The 26,555-nt window shown below is 68.9% G+C and carries 10 protein-coding genes; 6 read left to right on the top strand and 4 right to left on the bottom strand.

Features of this window, described 5'->3' with window-relative positions; all coding sequences use genetic code 11:
* The first annotated feature begins 152 nt into the window (after positions 1 to 152).
* The gene (locus ACTWOL_RS30325; RefSeq protein ID WP_474300036.1) at positions 153 to 1,574 is read left to right on the top strand and encodes an 8-oxoguanine deaminase; all 1,422 of its coding nucleotides are present in this window, start codon (positions 153 to 155) and stop codon (positions 1,572 to 1,574) included.
* 235 nt (positions 1,575 to 1,809) lie between these two features.
* On the top strand, positions 1,810 to 3,378 hold the full coding sequence (locus tag ACTWOL_RS30330) for an MFS transporter (RefSeq protein ID WP_474300037.1): 1,569 nt from the start codon (positions 1,810 to 1,812) through the stop codon (positions 3,376 to 3,378).
* A 104-nt stretch (positions 3,379 to 3,482) separates the two neighbouring features.
* Here the strand turns inward: ACTWOL_RS30330 and ACTWOL_RS30335 are convergent, their stop codons facing one another.
* The gene (locus tag ACTWOL_RS30335; protein WP_474300038.1) at positions 3,483 to 4,097 is read right to left on the bottom strand and encodes a TIGR03086 family metal-binding protein; all 615 of its coding nucleotides are present in this window, start codon (positions 4,095 to 4,097) and stop codon (positions 3,483 to 3,485) included.
* Positions 4,098 to 4,314: 217 nt separating this feature from the next.
* Between ACTWOL_RS30335 and ACTWOL_RS30340 the strand changes: the two genes are divergently transcribed.
* Positions 4,315 to 6,441: a hypothetical protein gene (locus tag ACTWOL_RS30340; RefSeq protein ID WP_474300039.1), complete on the top strand. Its 2,127-nt coding sequence runs from the start codon at positions 4,315 to 4,317 to the stop codon at positions 6,439 to 6,441.
* A 166-nt stretch (positions 6,442 to 6,607) separates the two neighbouring features.
* Here the strand turns inward: ACTWOL_RS30340 and ACTWOL_RS30345 are convergent, their stop codons facing one another.
* The gene (locus ACTWOL_RS30345; RefSeq protein WP_474300040.1) at positions 6,608 to 6,832 is read right to left on the bottom strand and encodes a hypothetical protein; all 225 of its coding nucleotides are present in this window, start codon (positions 6,830 to 6,832) and stop codon (positions 6,608 to 6,610) included.
* An 825-nt stretch (positions 6,833 to 7,657) separates the two neighbouring features.
* On the opposite strand from ACTWOL_RS30345, the gene ACTWOL_RS30350 reads away from it, so the two are divergent.
* The 3 genes from ACTWOL_RS30350 to ACTWOL_RS30360 all read left to right on the top strand — a co-directional run bounded on the left by ACTWOL_RS30350 (position 7,658) and on the right by ACTWOL_RS30360 (position 18,845).
* On the top strand, positions 7,658 to 11,344 hold the full coding sequence (locus ACTWOL_RS30350) for a laminin G domain-containing protein (RefSeq protein WP_474300041.1): 3,687 nt from the start codon (positions 7,658 to 7,660) through the stop codon (positions 11,342 to 11,344).
* Positions 11,345 to 11,454: 110 nt separating this feature from the next.
* Positions 11,455 to 18,426, top strand: coding sequence for a polymorphic toxin-type HINT domain-containing protein (locus ACTWOL_RS30355; protein ID WP_474300042.1), 6,972 nt, complete (start codon positions 11,455 to 11,457; stop codon positions 18,424 to 18,426).
* A gap of 26 nt (positions 18,427 to 18,452) precedes the next feature.
* Positions 18,453 to 18,845: a hypothetical protein gene (locus ACTWOL_RS30360; protein WP_474300043.1), complete on the top strand. Its 393-nt coding sequence runs from the start codon at positions 18,453 to 18,455 to the stop codon at positions 18,843 to 18,845.
* A gap of 8 nt (positions 18,846 to 18,853) precedes the next feature.
* On the opposite strand, the gene ACTWOL_RS30365 is transcribed toward ACTWOL_RS30360, so the two are convergent.
* Positions 18,854 to 19,387: a helix-turn-helix domain-containing protein gene (locus ACTWOL_RS30365; RefSeq protein WP_474300044.1), complete on the bottom strand. Its 534-nt coding sequence runs from the start codon at positions 19,385 to 19,387 to the stop codon at positions 18,854 to 18,856.
* Positions 19,388 to 19,646: 259 nt separating this feature from the next.
* Positions 19,647 to 26,372, bottom strand: a complete 6,726-nt coding sequence (locus ACTWOL_RS30370; RefSeq protein ID WP_474300045.1) for a hypothetical protein — start codon at positions 26,370 to 26,372, stop codon at positions 19,647 to 19,649.
* Positions 26,373 to 26,555 lie beyond the last annotated feature (183 nt).

Genomic DNA, 26,555 nt, shown 5'->3' on the forward strand with positions numbered 1-26,555 from the left:
CCGGCCAGGACCTCCGGAAACATCCTGAACTCGGCACCCGGAGCAGCACCCGGCCCCCGCAGTACCGTCAGCAGCAGGGGCCGGCTCCGGCACTCAAATCCCCTGGGCCCTGCCGTGCCCGCTCCGCCACCGAAACCACGAGGAAGAGTCCCATGGCAGCATCGGCAGCCCCTGACCCCACGGCCGCTCCCGACCCCACGGCCGAGCGGATCGTCATCGAGCACTGCGCGATCGCGACCGTCGACGCCGACGACACCGAGTACGCCTCAGGCCATGTGGTCGTCGCCGGCAACCGGATCGAGGCCGTCGGTGCGGGCACGGCCCCCGGGAACCTGGAGAACGTGGTCCGCCGCGTCGACGGGACCGGACACCTCGTCACCCCCGGCCTGGTCAACACCCACCACCACTTCTACCAGTGGATCACCCGCGGTCTCGCCACCGACCACAACCTGTTCAACTGGCTCGTCGCCCTCTACCCGACATGGGCGCGCATCGACGAGCAGATGGTCCACTCCGCCGCCCAGGGCTCGCTCGCGATGATGGCCCGCGGCGGTGTCACCACCGCCATGGATCACCACTACGTCTTCCCGAAGGACTCCGGCGACCTCTCCGGCGCCATCATCCGTGCCGCGTCCGACATGGGCGTACGCTTCACCCTCGCCCGCGGATCCATGGACCGCAGCGAGAAGGACGGCGGCCTCCCCCCGGACTTCGCCGTCGAGACCCTCGAGGGCGCGCTCGCCGCCACCGAGGAGACCATCGACAAGCACCACGACGCCTCCTTCGACGCGATGACGCAGATCGCCGTCGCCCCCTGCTCCCCCTTCTCGGTCTCCACCGAACTGCTCAGGCAGGGCGCCGAACTGGCCCGCCGCAAGGGCGTACGCCTCCACACCCACGGCAGCGAGACGGTGGAAGAGGAGAAGTTCTGCCACGAACTGTTCGGGATGGGCCCGACCGACTACTTCGAGTCGACCGGCTGGCTCGGTGACGACGTGTGGATGGCCCACTGCGTCCACATGAACGACTCCGACATCGAGGCTTTCGCCCGCACCCGTACCGGTGTCGCGCACTGCCCGTCGTCCAACGCCCGCCTCGCCGCCGGAATCGCCCGCGTACCGGACATGCTCGCCGCCGGAGTCCCGGTCGGTCTCGGTGTCGACGGCACCGCCTCCAACGAGTCGGGCGAACTGCACACCGAACTGCGCAACGCCCTGCTGATCAACCGCCTCAGCACGGTGCACCGCGAAGCCGCACTGAACGCCCGCCAGGCGCTGCGCCTCGGCACCTACGGCGGCGCCCAGGTCCTCGGCCGCGCCGCGCAGATCGGCTCGCTCGAGCCCGGCAAGCTGGCCGACCTCGTGCTGTGGCGGCTGGACACACTGGCCCACGCCTCCATCGCCGACCCGGTGACGGCCCTGGTCTTCGGCGCGGCGGCCCCGGTCACAGTGTCGCTCGTCGGCGGCAGGCCCGTCGTCGAGAACGGCCGGCTGCTGCACGCCGACGAGGACGCCATCGCGCGCTCCACACGGGAAGAGGCCCGAAGGCTCGCGCGGATCGCCGCGACGGCCTGACCCCCCTGGTCGTCCGGACGAGGGGGACGGCCCTCGTCCGGCGGTCGTGGACCCGAACGGGTTCACGGCAGCCGCCACCGGGCGGTGCGCACCCGGTGTGCGCACCCCCGGGGCGGTGACGCGCACCGCCCCGTCCGCACCGGGACGAGCCGCCGGCGTACCCGACCGAGGTGCGTTCACCCGCGCGGTCCGTGGCCGGGTGCCGGCCGTCGCGCCACACGGAACACTTGCGGCGATGGGCAACCTCGGCGAACTGACGCCACGCCAGCGAGCGGCCATGATCGCCACGGTGACCGCGAGCGCCTTGCTGTTCTCCAGCCTCACCAGCGTCGTCGTCGCGCTGCCGGTGATCCAGCGCGACCTCGGGATGGACAGCTCCGCACTGCACTGGGTGATCGTCGCGGCACTGCTGCCGCTGTGCGCCGTCGCCGTCGTGAGCGGCCGGTTGGGCGACATCACGGGCCGGCGCCGGATCTTCCTGCTGGGGATGCTCTGCTATGGGGCCGGCTCGCTGCTGTGCGCACTCGCCCCAGACGGGACGTTCCTGGTCGCGGCACGCGTCGTCCAGGGCCTGGGCATCGCCCTCGCCGTACCGCTCGCACTGGCGAACCTGACCGCCGCGCTGCCCGAACGCCGGCACGGATGGGCCATCGGTGTGCAGACCGCGGCGACCACTCTCCTCGGGATCGCCGTGCCGCTGCTCATCGCCCTCTTGGTCGATTACGTAAGCTGGCGGTGGGCCTTTGCCGCCGCCGTTCCCGTCACCGCCCTCATCGTGGTGCTCGCCGTCCGCTACCTGGAGGAGACCCGCGGTCCCGCAGGGAACTCGATGGACCTGGCGGGCTGCGCGCTCATCGCCTCCGGCCTCACCCTCGTCGTCTTCGCCTGCGAGCGGTCCTCGGACTGGGGCTTCGCCGACGTCCGTGTCCTGGCCCCGCTCGCCGTGGGCATCGGGCTCCTCGCCGTCTTCGCCCAGGTGGAACGGCGGGCCGCCGAGCCCCTCCTCGATCCACGCCCCCTGCGCAGCCCCGAGGTCTCCGTACCGATGACCGGGCTGGGGCTCGCCCAGTGCGCCTCACTCGCTCTGGTCGTCTATGTGACGTTGTACCTCCAGCACGTGCGCGATCTGAGAGCCCTGGAGGCGGGCATCCTGCTCGCCGCCTCCAGCGTGGGCACCGTCGTGCTCTCGCCACGGGTCGGACGGCTGACCGATCGCGGCTACGGCCGCCGGCTTGTCGTGGGCGGACTGGTCCTGCTGGGCGCGTGCCTGCTGTGGCTCACCTTCGGGGTCGGCCACCGCCACGACGCGTTGCTGGTCCCGGTGCTGCTGGTCGCCGGCCTGGCACCGCCACTGGTCTACCCGGCGGCCACCGCACTGATCATGAAGGCCGTGCCCCCGACCGCGCGCGGCGTGGGAGCGAGCCTGTCCGTTCAGAGCCGCCAGATCGGCGCGACCGTGGGGATCGCCCTGCTGAACCTGCTGTTTACGACGGTCGAATGGCGCGAGCGCAACAGACTGCTGCAGGGCGACGGCGCCGACTTCTCCGCACAGGAGCAGAACGCCCTCGACAACGTGCTGTCGCAGGAACAGGAAAAGAGCGAGCTGCTCGCCCGCCTGCCCGGGATCTCACAGGACCGGGTACGCGCGGCCGCGGACGGCGCCTTCACCGCGGCGATCGAGGTCAGCTTCCTGGTCCTCGGCGGGATCCTGCTGCTGGGCGCGCTGCTGGCCGCCGTGTCCCTCAGCCGGTCCGCCGACCGGGTGGGCGCAAGGACACCGGAGACCGACTCTTTCACGCGATGATGCCGGGGCTTCACGCGACGATGCCGGGGCGGGCCGACGGAGCCGGCAGTGACGCGCAGCCACAGACGGCACGTGACCGTGGGAGCACGCCCCTGCCCCGCCGCTCAGCCGGCCGCGAAAGCGGGCGTCCAGTCCGGACGGCGACCGCTCAGCCCGATGACCCGGTCCAGCAGCGGCGCGTCCGCGGAGACAGACACGACCGGGCCGAACAGTCCACCGCGGCTCGTGCCGTCCCCGGGAGTCAGGAGAGCGTACGAGACCCGCAGGCCTGCCTCGTCGGGCGCGTAGTCCTGGCCCGTGGCCCGGGCCAGGTCCCAGCCGTGGATCAGCAGTTCGTCGAGCGCCACCTCACCGGCGACCACGGCGGGCAGGGCCACTCCGCCTGCCCGGGTCTCGCCCTCCCAGGCCTCCGGCGCGCGCCACGCCTCCGCCAGCTCGTCCAGCAGCCCGAGGAGCACGGTGCGCCAGTCGTCGCCCAGCTCCAGCGCGACGGCATTCGGATCGGTGTCCGTCGTCGGCCCGAAGTCCTTGCGCGCGGCGTCCCGGAAGGCCAGGGAGAGCCCGACGAGATGGGCGAGCAGCTCCCGCACGGCATACGCGGGACAGGGCGTCGGATCCCCGAGCTGTGCCCCGTCGACCCCTCTCACCAGCCGCGCCACGCCGGCGGCGACCGGTCCGAGGTCGGGAGCGTTCGTACGGTGCGCATGGTTCGTGTTCATGTCCGGTAGACCTCCCGGGCAGCCGGAACTCATCGCCGTCCTGTCAGCTGTCCTGTCAGCCGTCCTGTCAGAGGGGTCTCCCGGGGCCGCTCCGGCGGATCCCGTGGGAGAAAGTGCGGCGCCGGGCCCCACCGCGGTGCCCCGGCGATCACCCGATCGGAGTATCCACCCGTGGCAGCGCGGGCGTGCCCGGGCGGGCGCCCCATACGCTCCCCGGGTGACGCGTACTCGTACCGCCCTGAACACCGGCCTCGACGACTTCCTCGACTGGGCGCAGTCCGCGAGCGGAGCCGCGCTGCCCGTACGCCCCGCGGACGCCGTGCTGACGCTGCTCGCCCTGCGCGGCGCCGACCGCAGAACGGGTGTGCCCGAGCCGACACCCGAGCTCCTGCGCCGTGTCCTGCTCGAGGACGTGCCGCTGCTCCTCCACGCCACCGCAGAGGAGATCGCGGCCGTGCCCGCCGTCCTCACCGCCCTCGTCGACCGCGTCCGCTCAGCCAACCGGCTGAACGCCAAACGCCACGAGCGTCTGCTCGCCGCCGCCGACGAGGTCATGCCGGAGTTCACACGGGCCATGAGCGACCCGTTCAACCTCACCTGGCCCCGCTGGTACGCCTCGCTGCTGCGCGAGGGCGGCACCGACCCCGACGACCCCGAGGCCGTACGCGCCTGGCTCGCCGCCCTGGAGGCGACCGCGCACGAGGGCCGCCCCGCACTGCCCGCCCCGCTGCAGCGCGCCGACGTCACGACCGCGACCTTCGCCGCACGCGTCCGGCTCACCGAGGCCCTGCTGGCCGCCTTCGCCCACGACATGGAAAAGCCCTCGCCGGCCGGCCCGCTGCTGCCCCCTTCGCCCGCTCTCTCCGCCGACCGCCCCGAGGAGGCCCTCGCGGACGAACTCGAAGCGCTCGCGGCGGACCTCAGCGACCGCTGGACCGCCACCGGTCTCACCGACGCCCTCACCGGCCCCCACGAGAGCCTCGCCCCCGGGCCGGAAGCGCTGCCCCACGCCGTACTCGCCGACCGTCTCCTCGACGAGCACCTCGACTACTACGGTGCCTCGGCCGTACCGCTCCCTCCGCCGGCGTCACTACCCGCCCCCGAGGAGATCAGGGGCCTGCTGCACGCAGCCCCGCTGCCCGCGTCGCTCGCCGCGGGGGACGACGACGTACACGAACTGGCCGAGCAGTGCGGCTTTCCCGACCCCGCCACCGCCGTGTGGACCGAGGGAAGTCCGACGGAACTCACCGAACTGGGCGCCGACGTCCTGGCGGCCGTCGTCGAACGCATCGCTGCCGAATCCGGCCCGGACGAGGAGTACGCCCTCGACGCCGCGCACGTCCTCTACGCGCTGTACGAGCGCGGCGCCACACCCGACTCGGTGGCGCGCAAAGCGGCCGACCACATCGGATGGTGGCTCGACCCGGAACTGGAGGACGCCCCCCTCCAGGTACCCGAAACCGCCCCCGCCGGCTACACCACGCCCCCGCCGGCGGAACTCTCCGAGCTGCTCGCACTGCCCGATCTGACCGAGAGCGACCGCGCCGAAATCGACGGGCACGGCAGGGCGCTCGCCGCGATCGTGGACCGTCTCGTCGCGACCGGCTGTGTCTTCCGCAACGGCGACGCCTACGGACTCACCCCGCTCGGCAGTGCTGTCGTACGCCATGTGCTGACGGTCGGTCATGTCGCGGCACCCGACCGCGAGAGCGTCTCCACATGGGACGCGGCCCAGACGGTGACAGCGGTCGAATACTGGCCGCCGCACATCGCCGCCCGCACCCTGGCCGACTGGGTGGACGAACGCGGCGGCACCGACGCGGCCTGGAGCGAGCTCATCGGCGCCGTGGCAGCGGAGTACCCCGCCGCCGGCTTCTCCGCACTGGTCACCCGCCTCGACCGTGCCGCCGTCCCCGCCGCACCACTGCGGGCGGCCCTCGGTGACCCGGTGATCGGCGCGCATGTACGCCGCGTCCTCCTCGCACGGGGCGAGCAGGCACCGGAGGACCAGGTCCCACTGACGGCACGGGCGGTGCTGGTGCTCGACGATCTCTCGGTCGGCGCCGCCGAGGACATGCGGGCCTCCGTGGACGCGGAGGCCGAGGAGCGTGGACCCGCATCGGCGTCGAGGGCCCTGATCGACGCCTTCGACCAGGCCGCCGCCGACTGGCCGGGCGGACCGCCCGCTCTGGTCGCGGCCCTCGCCGCCGCGGACCCGTCCCTTGCCTTCCGTATCCTCGAGGACCTGCGCGACCGGCACCCGGACAGCACGGTGGCGGACCGGGCGGCGCATGAGGCGAAGGCGGCGGGAGCGGCCTTGAAGCGCGCACGGCGGCACGGCTGAACTGTCATGAGGCGTGCGGGTGTTGCCTGCCAGCGGCCGGGAGGCCGTAGTCGCAGCCCGTGTCCTGTGCGCCTTGTGCCCTGAGTGCCTTGTGCCCTGCGTGCAAAGGAGTTCAGTCCCCAGGTCAAAGCCCCCCGGGGACTGAACTCGGCATCGCACTACCTCGCTATGCGTAAGCCACGACCTGACCGGTTGTGACCACAGGGGCGTTGGGGAGGAGCGAAGCGATGTTGTCCCGCACGAAGACCGCTGCCTTCTTGACCGATTCCTGGGCCGCCTCCTCGCTCTCGAAGACGCTGGTCGAGACCATCACTCCGTTCCCGGCGTCGATCCAGTAGTAGGCCCGGAGACCCGGGAGGTCACGCATGAGCGGCACGAAATCCTCGCTCACCCGACGTCCTGCCTCGGCAGAGTCGGTCACCCCTTCGTACCGTCGGACGGCTGCGTACACGGCTGATCTCCTTACCAATCCGGGCAATCTGCTGCGCAGACGCCGTACCCCTGCGACCGGTGCTCCGCTCGCGACGCGTCCGGCAATCACCGGAAGGGGCCTGCCGGTGGTCCGATTGGCGGACTCTGCCGGCACCACGCCACCGGAGCAGGAGCCACGACCACCGGCGGAGCAGTAGCGTCCATCGTTGTCCTTTCCACCTCAGGCCCAACGGACGCACCGATCCGCCAGGAACTTGGCGACCGGTCCGGTGAGCGCCAACGTTGCTCGTCGGCGGCCTGTGGACAGGGCGTCAAGGGGCCGGGAACACCGGTCAGCGTCTTCAGCACATCTTCACCCAGTGTGAACGGATGCCGTATGGATCCACCACGCCACACACCACTCTGCCCTGCGCAGCCCTGCCAACTCCATCCAAAGACGAACGGGCTTTGACGACACCTAAATTGATGTGCCATCAGGTCTATGTGTCGTGACTGGCCCGGGTCGGAGCGCTGTGAACACCCTGCTTGGACGACGACAGCCGGAGCGTTGTTGTGCGCCCTTCCTCTGGCTGTTCAATCGCTGTGTGACACATCGTCAATTAAGTGCGGGTATCTGACGTTCAGTCCGTTCTGCAAGGTGTCAACTTCTCGCCATCACTCGAACAAGTGCTTGTTTACTATTGCTTGATCCCTACGCGAACCCGTACATTCATCCGGCGATCTTCATAAATCGTTGTTTCTTGTGTGGGGTCTGGGGAGGCCCGGGGGAGTAGGGGAGCGAACCGTGCGTGTGTTTCCACCTGCCGTCAAACGTCGTGTTGCGACGCTGGCGGCATCTGTCCTGGCGGCCGGGCTGCTGACACCGACGGCATACGCCGTTGTGAACGCGGCTCCAGCGGAGGCGGGTGCACGCGCGGCGCAGGCCGAGCGTTCCGCCACGGCGCGTGCGACCGAGTCCGGAAAGCCGGTCGAGGTGGTGTCGGAGCGCACCCCCTACTCGCTGACGATGGCCAATCCGGACGGCACGCTCACCCTCACGCAGTCGACGACTCCGCAGCGCGCGAAGGCGGCGGACGGTTCGTGGCAGCCGATCGACACCACGCTCGAGCGGCGTGCGAACGGCACCATCGGGCCCAAGTCCGCCGTCGTCGACCTGTCGTTCTCCAACGGCGGAAGTGATGGCTCCCTGATCCGTCTCGCCAGCGGACGAGGAGCCGTCGAACTCGACTGGCTCAAGACGCTTCCCGCGCCGGTACTGAGCGGCTCGACCGCCACGTACCCCGAGGTCTACAAGGGTGTCGACCTCCAGCTGACGGCGACTGCCGAGGGCTACCGTGAGGTGCTGGTCGTCAAGTCTGCCGAAGCCGCAGCGAATCCCGAGCTCAATGAGATCAAGCTGTCGGTGAAGGGTGACGGCCTGACCGTCGGGCCGGGTGCCGGCGGTGGTCTGCGCGCCTTCGACGGTGACGGCAATGCCGTGTTCACCGGACCCGCCGGGCAGATGTGGGACTCGGCCGGTGACAACGATGGCACGAAGCCCCAGCTGATGCGCCGCACCGCTGCCGTCGTCGAGACCCAACCGGCCGGCAAGGACCCCGGCCGGCCGGACAAGGGGGATGCCAGCGCCGAGCTGCCCGTCAAGGTGGACGGTGGCGCCGTCACGATCAAGCCGGACGCCCAACTGCTCCGCGGAGACGCGACCGTCTACCCGGTCTACATCGATCCGCCGCTCGGGCTCGGAGCGTCGGAGCGCTCGGTGATCTCCTCCGACGGCGACCGGTTCTGGCAGTTCGACGGTGACTACGGCGTCGGCCGCTGCTACCGCGTCGGCCCGTACTACTGCGACGCCGACCACACCAACCGGATGCTCTTCGAGTTCGCGCCGACCAAGCTCGTCGGAAAGCACGTCGTCGGCGCCACGTTCCGGGCGCTCGAGACGTGGTCCTTCTCGTGCACCCCGCACTGGATCGATCTGTGGCGGACGGACAACATGTCCGAGGCGACGCGCTGGCCCGGCCCGTCGAAGCTCGACCTGATGGGAGACGTCAATGTCTCGGCCGGCCGCGGTGACAACTGCTCGCCGTCCCAGCCGGATAGATGGGTCGAGTTCGCCGACAACCCCTCGGAGAGCGACGAGAACCTGACCGCGACCGTGCGGAACTTCGCGGCAGGCAAGTTCTCCCGGCTGACCCTCATGCTCGCGGCCAAGGACGAGAGCGACGCCGACGCCTGGAAGCGCTTCGACGACAACGCCGAGCTCCAGGTCTCCTACGTGCCCCGGCCCGGTGTTCCGACCTACGTGGGGACCCTTCCGGGCGACGGTGTCACGTACTACTGCAAGTCGTCCGAGGCCGACCCGCTCACGGTGACGCGCCAGGACCCGATGATGCAGTCCGTGGTTCAGACGGAGGTGCAGCCGAAGTCCGGTGAGTTCACGGGGTCGCTGCGCACCTACATCACCGTCGACCGCTTCGTGAACGGAAAGTGGACGCAATCCTGGGCGGCCACGCTGCCGAACGTCGGCTACCACCCCGACGGCACCGCGGAGCGCATTCGGATGGCCAAGCAGGACGACAACACCCTGTACCGGATGCGAGCGCTCACCAACTCCTTCTGGACGACCGGTGGAGTGACCTCGAGCATCCCCTCAGCCTGGTCGCCCTACTGCTACTTCAAGATCGACGCGACCGCGCCCAAGGAACCGCAGATCAAGTCCACCGGTATCTACACCGAATGCACGTCCAAGGTGTGTGAGGGTGCGGGCGGCCCCGGCCAGGCCGGCGAGTTCACGCTCTCGCCGAACGTCTCGGACAAGGACATCACCGGCTATCGCTGGCGTCTGGGCGGCGAAACCTCGGCTCATGTGGAGTCCGGGGCCACGGCGACGATCAAACCGATTCCGCCCTTGTCCGGTGAGCAGAAGCTCACGGTGGAGGCCAGGGACGTGCTCAACCGCTGGGGGCCGCCGGCGGAATTCACCTTCAAGGTGTCCCCGGCCCAGGGCGCCGTCGGCCGCTGGCACTTCGCGGACGGCACCCCCGGCTCGTCGGTGACGACGGCGGCCGACAGCGCCACCGAGGGGATCCGGCATCCGGCCACGCTCCACCCCGTCGCGGGCAACAAGGCGACGACATGGTCGGCCATGGCCCGGCGGGGCCCCGGCGACTACTCACTCGCGCTGAACGACGATGTCACCGATCCCGCCCAGCAGATCGGATATGCCGCCACGCAGGCGCCGCCCCTCAACACCAAGGAGTCGTTCACGGTGTCCGCGTGGACGCTGCTGACGGACACATCCAAGAACCGTGTCGTTACCTCCGCCCCAGGCACTCATGGTTCGGCATTCCAGCTGTACTACTCGGCGTCACTGAAGAAGTGGGTCTTCGGCCGCGCGGCGGCGGACGTGACCAACCCCGTGTACGTCAATGCGCAAGCGATAACGGCGAATCCGCCCACCAAGGTGTGGACGCATCTGGCGGGTGTCTTCGACACCAAGGGCGACGAGGACAAGAAGAACGACACCATCCAGTTGTTCATCAACGGGCGCCCCCAAGGGAATCCCGTGGTGCTGCACGCGGCCAACGCCGCCTACGTCCCCGCGGCGTCGTCGGAGGGCATGATGTTCGGCCGGTCGAAGGCGGGCGAGTACTTCTCCGGACGTGTCGACGAGGTCGTTGTGTGGCAGCGGGCTCTCACCGCGGACGAGGTGCGTCAGGACAGTGCTCTGATTCAGGACAACGTGCCGATGACAGAGCTGGTTGGTCACTGGGACGCCGCCACTGTCGCGGGTGGCGTGGTGCACCAGAAGACCCCGTACGCAGCAGGTGACATGAAGGTCTCCGCCACGGGTGTGGTCGCCGATGCCGAACGGGGCGCCCTGGTCTTCGACGGCGAGTCCGGCGCCCTGACCACCCAGGGACCGGTGGTCGACGAGACAGGCTCGTTCACTGTGACGGTGGCCGTGCAGCTGGACAGCGCGAAACTCGCGTCCAAGCCGGTGGGCTACCAGGCCCAGGTCTTTGGTCAGCGTACGGCGGCCGGCGCCGAGTCGTCGTGGGCCATCTGGGTCAAAAAGGAGTCCGACGATGAGTACGAGTGGTACTTCGGCCGTGCTGCCACCGACGCCGACGGCACCGTGACCGGGTCGGCATATGTACGGGACCGCCAACCCGCTGAATTGGATACCCCGGTGCAGCTGACAGGCGTCTTCAATGCCACCAGGGCCAAAGGATCCGGATACGGAGACACACACCTCTTCGTGACCGAGTCGGAGCGTCCACAGTCGGACAACTCAGCGTTCAGTACACCAGTTCAGGGTAGTGGCGAGCTCGCGGTCGCTCGGGGTTCTGCGAATGGCATCACGGGCCACTACCTCCCCGGCGCTGTCAGCGAAGCGCGCATCTGGGTAGGCGCGATGACTTTGGATCAGGTCCGCGAGAAGGTCTTCGGCGGCAAACCGGGCGTGGATTAGCGCTCCGTCTCGGCTGGTGCGGCGGACTGCAGATACCGCTGCACCAGGACAGAACACCCCCATCACGTAAGCCGCTTTCGGAGCGGCGTCGATTCGAAAGCGGATGCCACGTGTACCGGAGATCGAGAGGCAGGACGGCTGCAGGCCGCGTCGCGGCGATCGTCGGCTTCAGCCTGCTGCCGGGTTTGCTGACCCCGGCGACGTTCGCGGCGGAACCGGACCCGCTGGGGAAGCCCGACCTGACAGCGCCTCGCGCGGACAAGGTTGTCCCGTTCAAGGGGAAGACCGACAAGAAGCAGGCCGCCGCCATACGGAAGGGCGCGGAGAACGGGCGTAAGGACACAGCTCGTGCACGCACCGACCAGAGTAGGGAGGTGACCTGGCCGAAGGCCGGAAGCACCACACTCACCTTGCCTTCCACCGGCAAGGCGAGCGCGACCCCTGGCACCCTCCCGGTCACGATCACCCGTCTCCCAGCGACCAAGGGCGCTGCCGCCCCCGAGGCTCCGGCCACCGTCAAGGTCGACGTCCTCGACCAGAAGCGAGCCGCGCAACTCGGTGTGAAGGGTGTGGTCCTCACCGCCACGGCTCCGGCGACCGGTGGTGCAGCACAACTCAGTGTCAACTATCGGTCCTTTGCGTCCGCCTACGGCGGCGACTGGGCGGGCCGGCTCCAGCTCGTGCAGCTGCCCGACTGCGCCCTGAGCACCCCGGCCGCGGCGAAGTGCCGTACACGGACGCCGCTGAAGTTCACCAACCGGCGCGACGCGGAAAGCCTCGATGCGCGCGTAGCGTTCAAGACGCCGTTGGCGTCCCGGGCCACCGCCTCTCCCAAGGCCACCGCCTCTCCCAGGGCTGCCGCCTCGGCAACCGGACAGAGGATGGTGCTGGCGCTCGCTGCCGGTGACAAGTCGGCCTCCGGTGACTACAAGGCGACCCCGCTCTCTCCCTCGTCGTCATGGGAGGCGGGAGGCTCCTCCGGCTCGTTCACCTGGTCGTATCCGCTGCGAGTGCCTCCGCCGGCAGCCGGCTCCACCCCCGATCTGGCGATCTCGTACGACTCCGGCTCGATCGACGGACGCACGTCGTCGACGAACAACCAGGGCAGCGTCATCGGCGAGGGGTTCGACATCACCTCGTCCTACATCGAGCGCAAGTACGGAACGTGCGACGACGACGGACAGGACGACAAGTTCGACCTGTGCTGGAAGTACGAGAACGCCTCGCTCGTGCTGAACGGCAAGGCCACCGAGCTCGTCAAGGACGACACCAGTGGCGTCTGGAGGCTGAAGAACGACGACGCCTCCACGGTCACCCGGTCCACCGGTGCCGAAAACGGCGACGACAACGGTGAGTACTGGACAGTGACCACCGGCGCCGGGACGAAGTACGTCTTCGGTCTGAACAAGCTCGACGGCGCGGGCGCCGACGACCGTACCCAGTCCGTGTGGACCGCTCCCGTCTTCGGCGACGACGAGGGCGAGCCCGGCTATGACGACGGCAGCAGCTTCGCCGGCCGCGCCAAGAAGCAGGCCTGGCGGTGGAACCTGGACTACGTCGTCGACACGCACGGCAACGCCATGTCGTACTGGTACCAGGCGGAGGGCAACAACTACGACCAACTCGGCGACGACACCACCGGAACCCCCTACACGCGTGGCGGCTATCTCAGGGAGATCCGCTACGGTCAGCGGGCGGGAGCCCTCTTCACCGGCTCGCCGGCAGCCTCGAACAAGGTCGTCTTCTCGCACGACGAGCGTTGCAAGGCCGCAGGCACCGGCTGTAAGGAACTGACCGAAGACACCCGGGACAACTGGCCGGACGTGCCGTTCGACGCGGTGTGCAAGAACGGCGACAAATGCACGGGCAACGTCGGCCCGACCTTCTTCACGCGCAAACGGATGACCGCCGTCACCACCTACGCGTGGAACGCGGCAGCAACCACTCCGGGTTTCGAGGCCGTGGACACCTGGGCCCTGGACCAGGACTACGTTGATCCCGGTGACACGGGCGACTCCTCGGACCAGTCGCTGTGGCTGAAGTCGATCCGTCACACCGGCAATCGCGGCACCGCCATCACGCTGGACCCGGTCACCTTCACCCATGAATTCCTGGCGAACAGGATCGACACCTCGACCGACGGCATCCTGCCGCTCTACAAACCCCGCCTCTACACGATCACGTCAGAGACCGGCGCGCAGACCATCGTCAACTATCTGTCGCCTGACTGCTCCGCAGGCGCGGCGATGCCGAAGGTCGACGAGAACACGAGGCGTTGCTACCCGGTGTACTGGCGTCCCAACGGGGCCACTGCAGCAACCCTGGACTGGTTCCTGAAGTACCCCGTCCACACGGTCAGCAGCACCGATCCCAAGGGCGGCTCCGAGGCCGTTCAGCACATCTACTCCTACTCCGGCGGCGGTGCCTGGCACTACAACGACGATCCGCTGGTCAAGGAGAAGGAACGGACCTGGTCCAGCTGGCGTGGATTCCAGCAGGTCACCCACCTGACCGGCGCCCCCGGCAACACCCAGTCCAAGTCGGTGACCGTCTATCTGCGCGGCATGCACGGCGACCGCGTACTCAAGGACGACGGTAAGACCCTGCACCCGACCGAGCGCAAGTCGGTCACCGTCACCGGCATCAAAGCCCCTGCCGTCACCGACGCCGACTACTACGCCGGCTTCACCCGCGAAACCGTCACCTACAACGGTGCGACGGGCCCGGAGATCGAGGGCACCGTCAACGACCCGTGGGCCAAGCGGACGGCGACCCAGCACAAGTCCTATGCGGACATCGAGGCCTACTTCGTCCGCACCAACGGCACCCACACCCGGACCAGCATCACCACCAGCCTTCCCGCACGCGACCGCGTCCGCTCCACCGTGACCACCTTCGACGGCTACGGCATGGCCGCCACGTTCGAAGACAAGGGCGACGACGGCATCGAAGGCGACGAGAAGTGCACTCGCACCTGGTACGCACGAAACGACGACCTGGGCATCAACAGCCTCGTCTCCCGCACGCGCACCGTCGCCAAGCTCTGCACCAAGGCGGACAGCCTGCTGGACCTGCCGCCGGACTACAGCCGACCCGGCGACGTCATCTCCGACACCGCCACCGCCTTTGACACCACCACATGGAGCGCGTCCCAGGTACCCACCAAGGGCGCGCCGCGCTGGACCGGCCGTGCCAAGGGCTACGGCATCGATGACCAGCCGCAGTGGCAGAAGGTCACCACCAGCGATTACGACACGCTCGGCCGGGTCACGGCCATCTACGACACCAACGGGTTGAAGACCGCGGCCACTGCCTACACTCCGGCTGGAACGGGCCCGCTCACAGCCACCACGGTGGAGAACGCCAAGGGGCACAAGACCACCACCACCGCCGACTTCGCCACCGGCGCAGTCCTGAAGATCAAGGACCCCAACAACAACATCACCGAGTCCGAGTACGACGCTCTCGGCCGCGTGAAAAAGGTGTGGCTCCCCGACCAGATGAGGGTGTTCGACGCGTGGCCCAGTCGCGTCTACGACTACAGCGTGACTGCATCCGGTCTGCCATGGGTGTCGACAGGCACGTTGAACTGGAACGCGGACGGCTACAACACCAGTTACCAGATCTACGACTCGCTGCTGCGCCCCCGTCAGGCCCAGTCCCCGAGCGCCGAGTCGGGCGGACGGATCATCGCGCAGACCCTGTACGACGGCCGGGGCCTGGCAGTCACGTCGCAGGCTGACATCTGGGACCACGAAAACGCGCCTTCCGGCAAACCCGCCGAGCCTGCCTCGGGTGCGGCGCCCACGCAGACCGACACCACCTATGATGGCGCCGGACGAGCTGTCAAGGCACAGACGAAGAACTACAACGTCGTCCGTTGGACCACCGAGACCAGCTATACCGGCGACACCGTCACCGCCAGTGCTCCCGCGGGTGGCCAGGCGACGGCCGTCGTCACGGACGCGCTCGGCCAGACCACCGAACGACGTGAGTACGCCGCGCCGCAGCCGACCGGCACCGACTTCACAACGACGAGTTTCACCTACGCCCCTGCCGGCCAGCAGGCCACCGTCACGGGCCCGGACAAGGCGAAGTGGACGTACGAGTACGACCTCTTCGGGCGCCCGACCAAGACCGGTGACCCGGACAAGGGCAGCAGCACGACCGAGTACAACGAGCTCGACCAGGTCGTCAGCACCACCGATGGTCGCGAGAAGAAGCTGATCTCCGAGTACGACGTCCTCGGCCGTAAGACCGGGCTGTGGGACGGAACCAAGACCGATGCCACGAAGCTCGCCGCCTGGACCTTCGACACCCTGAAGAAGGGCCAGCAGGACACCGCGGTCCGCTACGACGGCGGAGCAGCGGGTAAGGCCTACACCAGCAAGGTCACCAAGTACGACCCCCTGTACAGGGCGACTAACAGCTCGCTGACACTGCCCAGCACCGACCCGTTGGTTGTAGCAGGAGTCCCGCAGACGCTGGCATTCTCCGCCGGCTACAACCCGGACGGCACCGTCAGACACGCGGGGAGCCCTGCCGTGGGCGGACTGCCGGCCGAGATCGTCTCCTACGAGTACGGTTCCCTCGGCCAGCAGCGGTCTGCCTCGGGTGCTTCCGGCTACCTCCTGAACGCCATCTACTCGCCCGTCGGCGACCTGAGCCAGATGACCCTGGGCAAGGACTCCACCTCGTCGGCCAAGAAGGGCTACGTCAACTACGAGTACGAGGCCGGCACCCGGCGTCTCAAGCGCTCCTTCGTCACCGACGACGTGCACGCCTACATGCTCCAGGACCTGAAGTTCACTCAGGACGACGCCGGCAACGTCACGTCGATCTTCGACACCACCACCCAGGGTGGCACAACCAAGCCCGACCACCAGTGCTTCAGCTACGACGGCCACCGCCGCCTGACCGAAGCCTGGACACCGAAGACCGCGGACTGTGCCGCGTCCGGCCGCACGATGGCCGACATCGACGGCGCCGCCCCCTACTGGACCGGTTACAGCTACACGATCGCCGGCCAGCGCAAGACCGAGACCCAGCACACCACGTCGGGCGACAAGACCACGACGTACGAATACGGCACACCCCCACCCGACAACCAGCCGCATCCGCTCGTCCGCACCACCGGCGCCCGGGCTGCCACCTATACGTACGACAAGTCGGGCAACACCACCAGCCGCCCCGGCACCCAAGCAGCGATACAGACCCTCACCTGGAACTCCGAGGGCGAACTCGTCGGAACGTCCGAGCCCGCAGCGGACGGCAAGCCCGCCACCGGCACCAGCTACCTGTACGACGCGAGCGGCGAACTCCTGATCCGCCGCAACACCACGGGCGACGGCGACACCGTCCTCTACCTCGGCGGAAACGAGGTCCGACTCACCACCAAGGGAGCGGCCAAGACTCTCTCCGGCACCCGCTACTACACCGGAGCCGGCCAGACCATCGCGGTGCGCACCGCCACGGCGGGCGTCAGCGGTACACAGCTCAACTTCCTCGCCGCCGACCACCACGGCACATCGAGCCTCGCCCTCGACGCCGCCACCTGGGCCCCGTCCAAGCGCTACACCGCTCCCTTCGGCACCCCTCGCGGCAAGGAGCCGACCTCCTGGCCGGACGACAAGGGCTTCCTGGGCAAGCCAACTGACAAGGGAACGGGCCTCACCCACGTCGATGCCCGCGAATACGACCCGGCCATCGGCCAGTTCATCAGCGTCGATCCGATCATGGTCCTGGACCAGCATCAGTCGCTGAACGGCTACGCCTACGCCAGCAACACCCCGGTCACTTCCAGCGATTCCACGGGGCTCGCACCTGACGAGTGCGCCACAGGCGGCTTCAGTTGCGCGCCCAGTTCCAACGGTTGGAACGTGACCCCGAACAGTGATCACGGCAAGTATCACGGCGGTGGGACGAGCATCGGCCAGAACGATGCGGTGTCCATTATGAACCCCGTCAACGCGACGGAAAGATTCATCACAAATACCGCTAGGGAATTCCTCGGAACCGGTGAGGAATATGCAAACTGGCGAAAGGTCTACCAGAGAGACGCCGTCCCGGCGCCATGGCGGGAACTGGTACCCGAAGATCTCATGGCGGCAGCCGCCAACTCTTGCATAGGGCCGCGGTCAGCTAGCTGCCCAGAGGAAATGCGGACGACATTTTGGTACCTGGAAGTATTTCGCCTGACGACCTTCTCGGAAATGGGAAGCGACAGGGTTCCTGGCCTTCCTGTGGGGGGAGGAAGAGGGCGCGGGGCGTCGACGAAAATCGGCTGCATGAAGTGCTTCCTGGCTGGCACTGATGTCAAGATGGCTGACGGTTCAACGAAGGACATCGAGAAGATTGAGCTCGGCGACGAAGTTCTAGCCACGGATCCGGAGACAGGGGAGTCCGGGGCGCGAAAAGTAACCCGTCTTATCGTCACCGAGGACGACAAGCACTTCAACGAGCTCACCATCACGACCACCCAAGGCGCCGAGAAGCTCACCGCCACACACGAGCATCCTTTCTGGTCGCCCTCCGAAAAGCGGTGGGTCGAAGCACGTGACCTCGAGCCCGGGATGAACCTCCTCACGGACACGGGAACCACGGTCCTGGTGGCGGGAAACCGGGCGTACACTGCGCACGCACGTACGTACAACCTCACCGTGGACGACCTGCACACGTACTATGTGCTGGCGGGCGAGACTCCGGTACTGGTCCACAACAGCAACTGCCCAGATTTCAACTCGGACCTATCTGCGGCAGTTCATTATGCGAAGCACGTCAAGGGAGTGGACGTGCGACTCAAGAGGGGTAAGCAGCGTGAACCGCGTGCCGTCGATGCTGATATGCCGGAGTTCGATCACCCAAGCGGCAGAAAGGCATACAGGGCAGCCGCTCGTGACTTCATGAGTGGCGATGGGCCGGACTCGGCAATCAGTGTGAGTACGGCAAGTGGCGGCATGCATCGGTTCGATCCATCAACGGGTTACTACGGATACATGAACAGTAGCGGGAGCATCTCAACGTTCTTCCGGCCGGCGGAAGGTCTCTCCTATTTCCGTCGAACCGCGATGAGATATCGATAATGTTCATGTTCAGAGGAGAGGTGTGAATGCTGTTCCTCGATAGATTCAACGAATTGGTCGGAGATCTTGGGCGCCCCTCAGGGTTGACCCCTCATCGAGCCATCGAGGAGTGGTCAGACTTTGTAGACGACTGCATGGAGGGTTACGAGGGCACTCTCTTCGAATACTGGGACCAAATTTCAATTCGTAGCTTCCTTCAGCGGGTAATCGATGATCCAGAAGCTAGAGAAGCTCCTGAGTTGGTGTGGTTCAGGCTAGAGATCCACCGAGTGGATGAGAGGTTTGCCGACTTGCTAACGCAGGGGTTCGAGGTGACGGGTGGCCGTGGATGGTGGGAGCGAAAAATCCCCCGCATTGCTGGCCGTGAAATGGCCGAGAATGTCAAAGATCAGTACGGGCACGAAGTTGAGGTAGTTTGATCAACACTTCAGCCCTTTAGCTCGCTGATCGATGCGAGGAGCTCCACAGAAACACGCTTCGGTGGGGTTCCTCGGCAGTTTCCGTAGGCGGTGCGGCGTGGCAATGGCGACGGAAACCGGGGTGCACAGCAGGGAAATTGTGCGCACATGGATTGTCTGTTATTCGCTGACCAGCGGCGCTGCACCAACACGCGCTGAACGTCAGTCCGGATCAAGGCAGCTGGGCGGGGAGCCGTCTCCCAGTCGAGAGCGATGTCCCAGTTCTCCAGACCCTCACGGATCGGCTGGATCAACACGTCCATCCGGTCCCGGCGCAATTCTTCGGCGTACGGCTGTCCCAGCAGGTCGGCTGTGGAAACACCGAGCGCGCGGGCACAGGCAGCAACAAATGCTGGGGAGGCGGGCTTCTGCCCGCACTCGACCTTTGACAAAAGTGATTTCGACACATGCGCCCGCATCGCCAGTCCCTGCTGCGTCAGACCGCGCTGCTTCCGGATACGGGCGATCCGGGCGCCGGTGTGCTCCTCCATGCTCTGCGACATGGCGAACTCCGTTCTGCGGCAACACTTCAGACGGTACCCCCACCAGACCACCCTCGATCAGCCGAACTCGCCAGACCGAGGCTTGGGGCGCACCGCAGCCGTACGACCATCCGACAGGCACTGCGTACCGCCGAGTCGGGTTCCCGGATTCGCCACCGGCTTCTGAGGTGTTCACGCCCTGGGCAGTGAGCGGCCAGGCTGCTGTTGCGGCAGCCCAGCCGCCCCGCGTGCGGGCCCTTACAGCCCCGCCCCCTGCCGCTCACCCCTCCCCCTGCCCCGTCCCTCCTCCCCGCCCCCTCCGCCAACAAGCCAGCACCACCGGTTCCAGCCGGTACAGGCCCCGCGGCGTCAGGTCGAAGACCTGCATCGCGCGCAGGCTGCGCACCGCGGCGGACGCGGCCGTGGTGGTGCAGTCGCCCAGGGTGGTGACCGCGGTGGTGAGGTCGTCCGGTGTGAGGCCGGCCTCGGTCATGAACTCCGACACCGCGTGGAACGCCGTCCACACCAGGGTCCCGGTGCGCAGGCCCGCCTGGGCGAGGAACTCGGCCGCACCCGGCTCGGACGCAAGCCGGTCGCTCACGGCACGCAGGGCCGCTCGCTCGGTCAGGCCCTGTGCGAGGTCCTGCGCGAGCCGGTCGACCAGGCACGGCCAGCCGCCCGTGACCGCCCTGAGCCGTGCGTACCCCGACTCGGACGTGAACGCGCCGACGTCCAGCGCCCAGGCACGCAGACCGTTGGCGGTGAAGCGCCGTAGCGCCACGACCTCGGCCGTGACCTCCGGGTCGTCACCGAGCACCGCCGCCCAGAGCGCGTCCTGGTCCGGGCTCGCCACCAGCACGGCGGAGCGGGTGACACCGCGGCGTTCGGGCAACCGGGTCTGGGCGCTGTGCAGACTGTCGCGACAGGTCTCCTGGCTCGGGGACTTCGCCGTCAGATCCGACAGCACCAGTCGCTGGGTGCCGGGCTCCCCGCAGGCGAGTTCCCGTTCGAAGTCGGCGCGCTTCTTCACCACCGGCATGCTCCAGCCGGTCGCCTCGGCGACCTCGCGCAGGGCCGCGCTCACCCGGTCGACGCTCGTCGCAGCAGTGCCGATGACCACCCGGGCCTGGTTGCGCCGACCCGGCAGCACATCGGCGATCTGTGCCGCGGTCAGCGGGCACGGCGGCTGGTCCGGGCGGGAGCAGTGCCGGGCCTCCAGCGCGGTGAAGTGCTCGGTGACCTGCCGCCCCGAGGCGTTCTGCAGCTGCGCCTCGACCGCCTCGAGGCTGCCGATCATGCTCAGGGCGTTCGCGCTGCGCAGATGCCAGCTCCGGTGGTCCGTGTCCGGGGCCAGCACCCCGAGCCCCTCCATCTCGGTGAGATAGGTGCGGAACTGATCGGCGTCCAGGTCGTGGAAGCCCTCGCCCCACCAGTACGTGCACTCGTCCCACAGCTGCGCCTGGGTCATCCGGGCGTCGAGGCCGTGATGGTGGGCGTGGTGGGCCACGACGTTCGCGATCACGTTGTAGCGCGAGTCGAGCTTGAGGGTGTCGTGGAAGGCGGCGGTGATGCTCTGCTTCAACTCCTTGTCGGACTGCACGCGTTCCACGTCCGCTCGGGTGATCGTGTACGGCGGCGCGGAGACGTCGAGCCCGCGCCGCGCATGCATCGTCCGCACCAGCCGGTGGCCGAACATCTGCAGCAGGAACGGCTGGTAGGAGCAGTGCCCGAGGATCCGGTGCACCAGCGCCGGTTCGTCGAAGCGGTAACCGAGCGCGGTGAGCGGCTCGATGAGGAGGCCCGCCGCGTCCTGGGGCGCCAGCGGACGGATCACCGTCGGCTGCTGCGACAGATGGTTGAACGGATGGTTCTCGGCGATCGTCGCGTAGCGCTGCACCGAATGCAGCCCGGCGAAGACGACCTTGACCCGCTCCTCCGTCTCGGGGCCGAGGTCCCGCAGCCTGCGTGTCTCGGTGAACTGCGGGGCGTCGGCGTCGAAGAAGGCGTCCGCCTCGTCCAGCAGGACCAGCAGATGGCGCCGGCCGTCCTCCTTCAGCCACGCCTTGAGCCCGTCCAGTACCTGCTGATGGCCGAGCGGGGCGTCGGTCCTGACGCGGCGCTGGACCGGCAGGGCACCCAGCTCGATCAGCTTGCGCCCCACCACGTTCCACAGGGCCGATGCGCTCGCGTTCGTACCCTTGTACGTGGAGTCCAGACTCAGCGACAGGGCGAGCCGCGCCGTCGGGTCCGGCTTGCCGAACGCCCTGGCCGCCTCCTTGAGCAGGGCGGACTTGCCCAGCCCACGCCCGCCGAAGACCACCTGGCTGCCGTCCGGGTTCTGGACCGACGTCAGTTCCTCGCGGCGGCCGAAGAACATTTCCTCCGCCACCCGGCCGCGCTTCTCGCTCACATAGGGATTGACCGCGGAGAACGGCAGCAGCACGCGCATCGCCGAGGCCAGCAACTGCTCACCGCTCGCCGCCAGATGGGCGAGCGCGGCATCGTCCAGGACCACCAGCGGCCGCCTGCCCACGCACCGGCTCGCGAGTGTCGCCCGGTCCCGGACCTTCAGCGTGCCGAAGTACGCCACCAGCAAAGGCTCCTGCCCCGGGTCCTGCTGCACACGCGCCAGCAGGGCATCGGGGCTCGGCTGCCCCCAGACGAGCATGATGCGCAGCCTGCCGCGCAGGGCCGAGCCGAACGCGGGTACGAGCGCCTCCCCGGTGCAGGTCACCTCCGGCAGGTCGAGGAAGCGGTAGTCCCCGCCGCGATAGCGGTCGTCGCGCTGCGGCTTGCGCCGGCTGCGGTATCCGACGAGCCGCAGCGCGGGCATGAGCAGATCGCTCTCGCTCAGCCCGTCGGAGCGGCGGGCGCCCTGGCGGGACGACATCTCGCGCCACCCTTCCAGGCCCAGCGCCGCCAGCTCGGCGAACTCGGGTGACATGGCCGAGTAGTCGAGTGCGTCGAGTCCGAGGAAGCGCTCACGCCGGCGGACCGCCGCGATGAGCTCCCGGGTGATCCCCTCGGGCAGGGCATCGGGTACTGCGGGGAAGAAGTCGGACAGCGCACGGTCGGGACGCCCCGTGTCCGGGATGCTCTCTCCGTTCGCCAGGCCGGAGATCAGCACATCGGCGGCCAGCAGGTCCCCGTCCGCGAGCAGTGGTTCCACCCGGGCGAGATCGTCCTGCGTCACATCGGGGATCTCTTTCAGCCGTGCCCGGAGCCTGGCCCGGGACGTGGCGTGAGCACGGTCGAGCTCCTCCGACAGCTTCCCGAACCTCGCCCGCACCGGTCCGAGATCCGCGGTGGGGTCGATCACCGGTGCCTGGAGGCGCTGTTCGACACCGCGTTCCTCGTCCTCGCGGTAGACGCTGTTGATCCTGGCCCGGCGCAGTGTCTCCTCGAGTGTGCGGCGGGTGCGCTCCAGTTCGTCCGCGACCCGCTGCCCCGACTCGGACACCAACCGGTGCAGATCCTCGGACAGCGGAGCCATGTCATGGGCCGGCAGCGGCAGATGGCCCTGCAGAGCGAGCATGAGCACATGGGCGGCGGTCCTGAAGTGCTCGCGCCCGGCATGGATCCGTACCGCTTCGTCCCAGGTACGCCGCCCGGCGTCGACGAGCTCGCGTGCCGAGCTGTCGGGGCAGTGGATCCGGCCCGAGGCGTCGACGGTGGTTCCGCTGACCTTCAGCAGTTCGGCGGACAGGGCCAGTTCGGCCGGCAGTTCGCCGTCGCCGAGCCGTGCGTCGCCCGCCAGCAGCTCGAAGGTACGGTCCAGCGAACGCGCCGCCGCCCGAACCGCCGCAGTGGCGAACGGATCGTCGTGAGGCGCCTGTTCCAGCAGCTCGGCGAGTGCGTCGGCGCGCAGACGCAGCACCGTCGCCCGCATCTCCCGGACCTGGTCCGCGCTCCAGTCGGTGTCGCTCCCGCTGAGCGCACGCGCGCAGCCGACCCATCTGTCGACCATCCGCAGCCGCTCGGTCATCTGACGCATCACGTCCTGGCGGGTCGGCCCCTCGAGCCTGCTGCGGCTGGAGCCCATCAGCCGCTGGTCGATCTCGTCCAGCTCGGCCTGGAGCCGTGCCGGATCCGACAACTGCCGTACGCGTAAGGCAACGTCGTCGAGCGCGGCACGGTCGTCGTCCGCGGCGTGCTTCAGAAGAGCGCCGATCAGTCCCTCCGGTGCGAGCCAGCGGCGGGCGATCTCGCTCGCACGGCGGAAGCGCAGCCGGGGCACCTGCGCCAGACCCTGGCGGCACTCCTCCCGGGCGTCCTCCAGAGCCTTCTCCAAATCGCCCCGGTCCCGTGCCAGGGCCAGCGGAGGGGAGGACAGCAGTGTCGACTGAAGGGCCTGCTGGGCGACATCGCGGACGATCGCGGCCAGCTGCGGGGGAAGTCCGGGGGCGACCGCCCCGAGAGGCGCGCCGATCTCCGAGTCCCCGGTGACCAGCACACCGCGCAGCAGCGCCGATGCGGCGAGGCAGGCATCGGCACGATCGGTGGTGAGCGATTCCGTTCCGGTGCCGCTCAGTTCGGTACGCAGCCGGGCGGCACACGCGCCGTGCTCGCTGCGCATCGACTCGGCGAGAGCCGCAAGGCGCAGTGTGGCGACCCGGTGTGCGGGCTCACCCGCCGCTGCGGCGAGCGAGGCCGCGAGGCCGAAGCGGCCCTCGGACACCAGACCGGCGAGATACGCGGAGACCGTGGGGGCGCGGTCCTCGTCTGCCTCCGGAGACCGGTTGTGGTCCTGGCCATGGCAATGGTCCGGGTCGGGGCGATGACCGCTCTGCCGGTCGGGGTCGGGCTCGAGGTCGGGGCCGGAGCTGGGGAGGGACTCGGTGTCGGGGGAGGCGGGGGAGGCGGGAGGCGCGTCCGACGGGATCCCCGCGAAGAGGGCGGACCACTGGGTCTCGAGGGACGGGGACGAGGGCGGGGTCGGGGTCTCGGTGTCCGCAGCACGCCGCCGGACGGGCTCGGCGTCCGGATCTACGCCGGGATCGCCGGTGTCGTCGTCGGAGTCGCTCGAGGCGGTCCCGGGTGCTGCTTCCGCCGGTGTGTCCGCCTTTGTGTCCGCTTGTGTGTCCGCTTGTGATCCCGGGTTCGGCGCCGGCTCCGTGTCTGGCGCCGGCGCCGGCGCCGGCGCCGGTTCCTGTTCCGTGTCCGGCTTCAGTTCCGCTTCCTTCTCGGCGTCCGCCTCCGACGGGGCTTTCCGCTCCGGCAGCAGACCGGTGACCGGAACGGAACCCGCCCCGCCGTCGGTCCCGGACTCCGTGTCGGCGTCCTGCGCGCACGGTGGCTCCGGCGTGGCCCCGTTCCCGGTGCCGTCCGCCGCTGCCGCCCCGCCCGCGGCGTCCTGTTCCGCAGCAGGCCGCGGACCGTCCCAGGACTCGGACTCGGACTCGGACTCGGACTCGGATTCGGGTTTGGATTCGGGTTTGGGCGCGGAAGCCTGCGCCGGTACGACGGCGGTGTGCTCCTGCGGCTCCGGTGATACCGCCGTCACCGTGACCTGGTCTTCCGAGGCACCGCACGGCGTGTCCTCGGGGCCGTTTCCGGGCCTGTCGTCACCGACACGGTCCCCCAGGCCCTCCTTCACCAGGCTCGGGGGAGGGTAGGGCACCATGGCCGGAGGGGAGTTCGCCTCGGTAGCGGCGTCGGCGGGGAGCAGACGCAGCCGGCGGTACTGGATGGCCAGCGGAGCCAGCCACAGCGCCAGGGCGGCCACATCGGACAGGAGGTTCAGTACCTCGCCGGTCTGCTCGTTGTCGTGCGGAACCATGTCCACCAGCGCCAGCAGAATCCCCATGGCAGAGGCGTCGCGCTCGTCGGCCTCGGCCCACTTCTGCCTCGTCTGCAGGACTTCGGCCCGCCGCTGCGCCGCGGCGAGTGTCTCCTCGAGGCCCGGCGCATTCGCCTGGCCGGCCAGAGCCATGACCCGGCCCAGCTGTTCGCGTAACGGGGCGTGGGCCAGCCGGTCGAGGAGGGTGTCGGTCTCCCGGCGGACCGTGTCCAGGTCGAGTCGCTCGACGGTGACATCGTGCGCCCGCAGACCCCGGGTGGCTTCGTCGAACGATCGCGCGACGCGCCTGAGCACCGCGAGGTCCCCGTCCTCGGGACGTGCCTGTGCGTGTACCGCCTCCGCGATCCGGTGCACGGATTCCCGGGCCGTCGCCAGGACTTCCTCGATGCGGGCGACCGCCTCGATCAGGGAGGCGGAATCGGGGGGTTGGGGGGCGTCGGGCGCTGCCCCCGAGCGGGAACCGGACCCGTCGTCCGCGGTCTGTGCGGCCACGGGAGCCTCGTCCTGTTCGCCGCCCCGGGCCGCGGCGAGATCGGCGACGCGCCGGGCCGCGTCCCGCACGCCCCGTACCGCATCGCTCTGCGACGCATCCGTCATCCACGGCTGTCGCAGCGCCCACAACCAGAGTTGGGCGTCGTCCGCGCATGCACGCAGCAGGGACCAGGCGGCGAGCCGCAACAGGGCTGGGCTCCACTGGTGGGTGAGCGGCTTGGTGGGACGCTTGTCACCGCCGTCACGAACATGCTCACCGCCACCCTCGTCGGCCTCGTCACCCGTACGTCCGGCGTCGGTGCCGTCGTCCTGTGTGCGCCGCCCGGACAGCGCCGCACCGATGAGATCGGGCAGCAGCGGACTGGACAGATGACGTGCCGCGTGCCGGGTGCGCGCGGCATCCGGGTCCTTCTGCAGCCGGCCCAGTACGTCCCGGCACAGCGCCGGGCTCACACGGGTGCCGACCATGGGGATGCGCAGGGTGGCGAGGAGATGCCGGCGCCAGGGCACCGGGGTGGAGACGAGGGCGTGTTCGACGTCGTCCGCGGTGAGGTCGCGGACGGCGGGGGCCAGCGGGGAGGGCACCTTCGCGAGGGCGCCGGACAGCGCGCGGAGCGCCCGGCTCAGCTCGGAGTCGGGCTCTTGGCCGCGCGGACGGGGAACGACCGGATAGCTGGGTCCGGATTCCTCACACGGCTGCGGACTCGGGGACAACGATGCTCCTGTTCGACGGGACGAGAAAAGGGACGAGCGGCGGTCAGATGCGTCGCGTACGTGGACGCGCTCGGGCGGGAGTTCGGGGCTGCCGGTCACCACCGCGGGCGCGGACGCTCTCGTGGCGGCTCCGGCGCGCTGGGCCGTCGTTCGCGGTCGCCGATCGGTGTCCGAGACGACGGA

The organism is Micromonospora sp. IBHARD003, assembly GCF_056106285.1.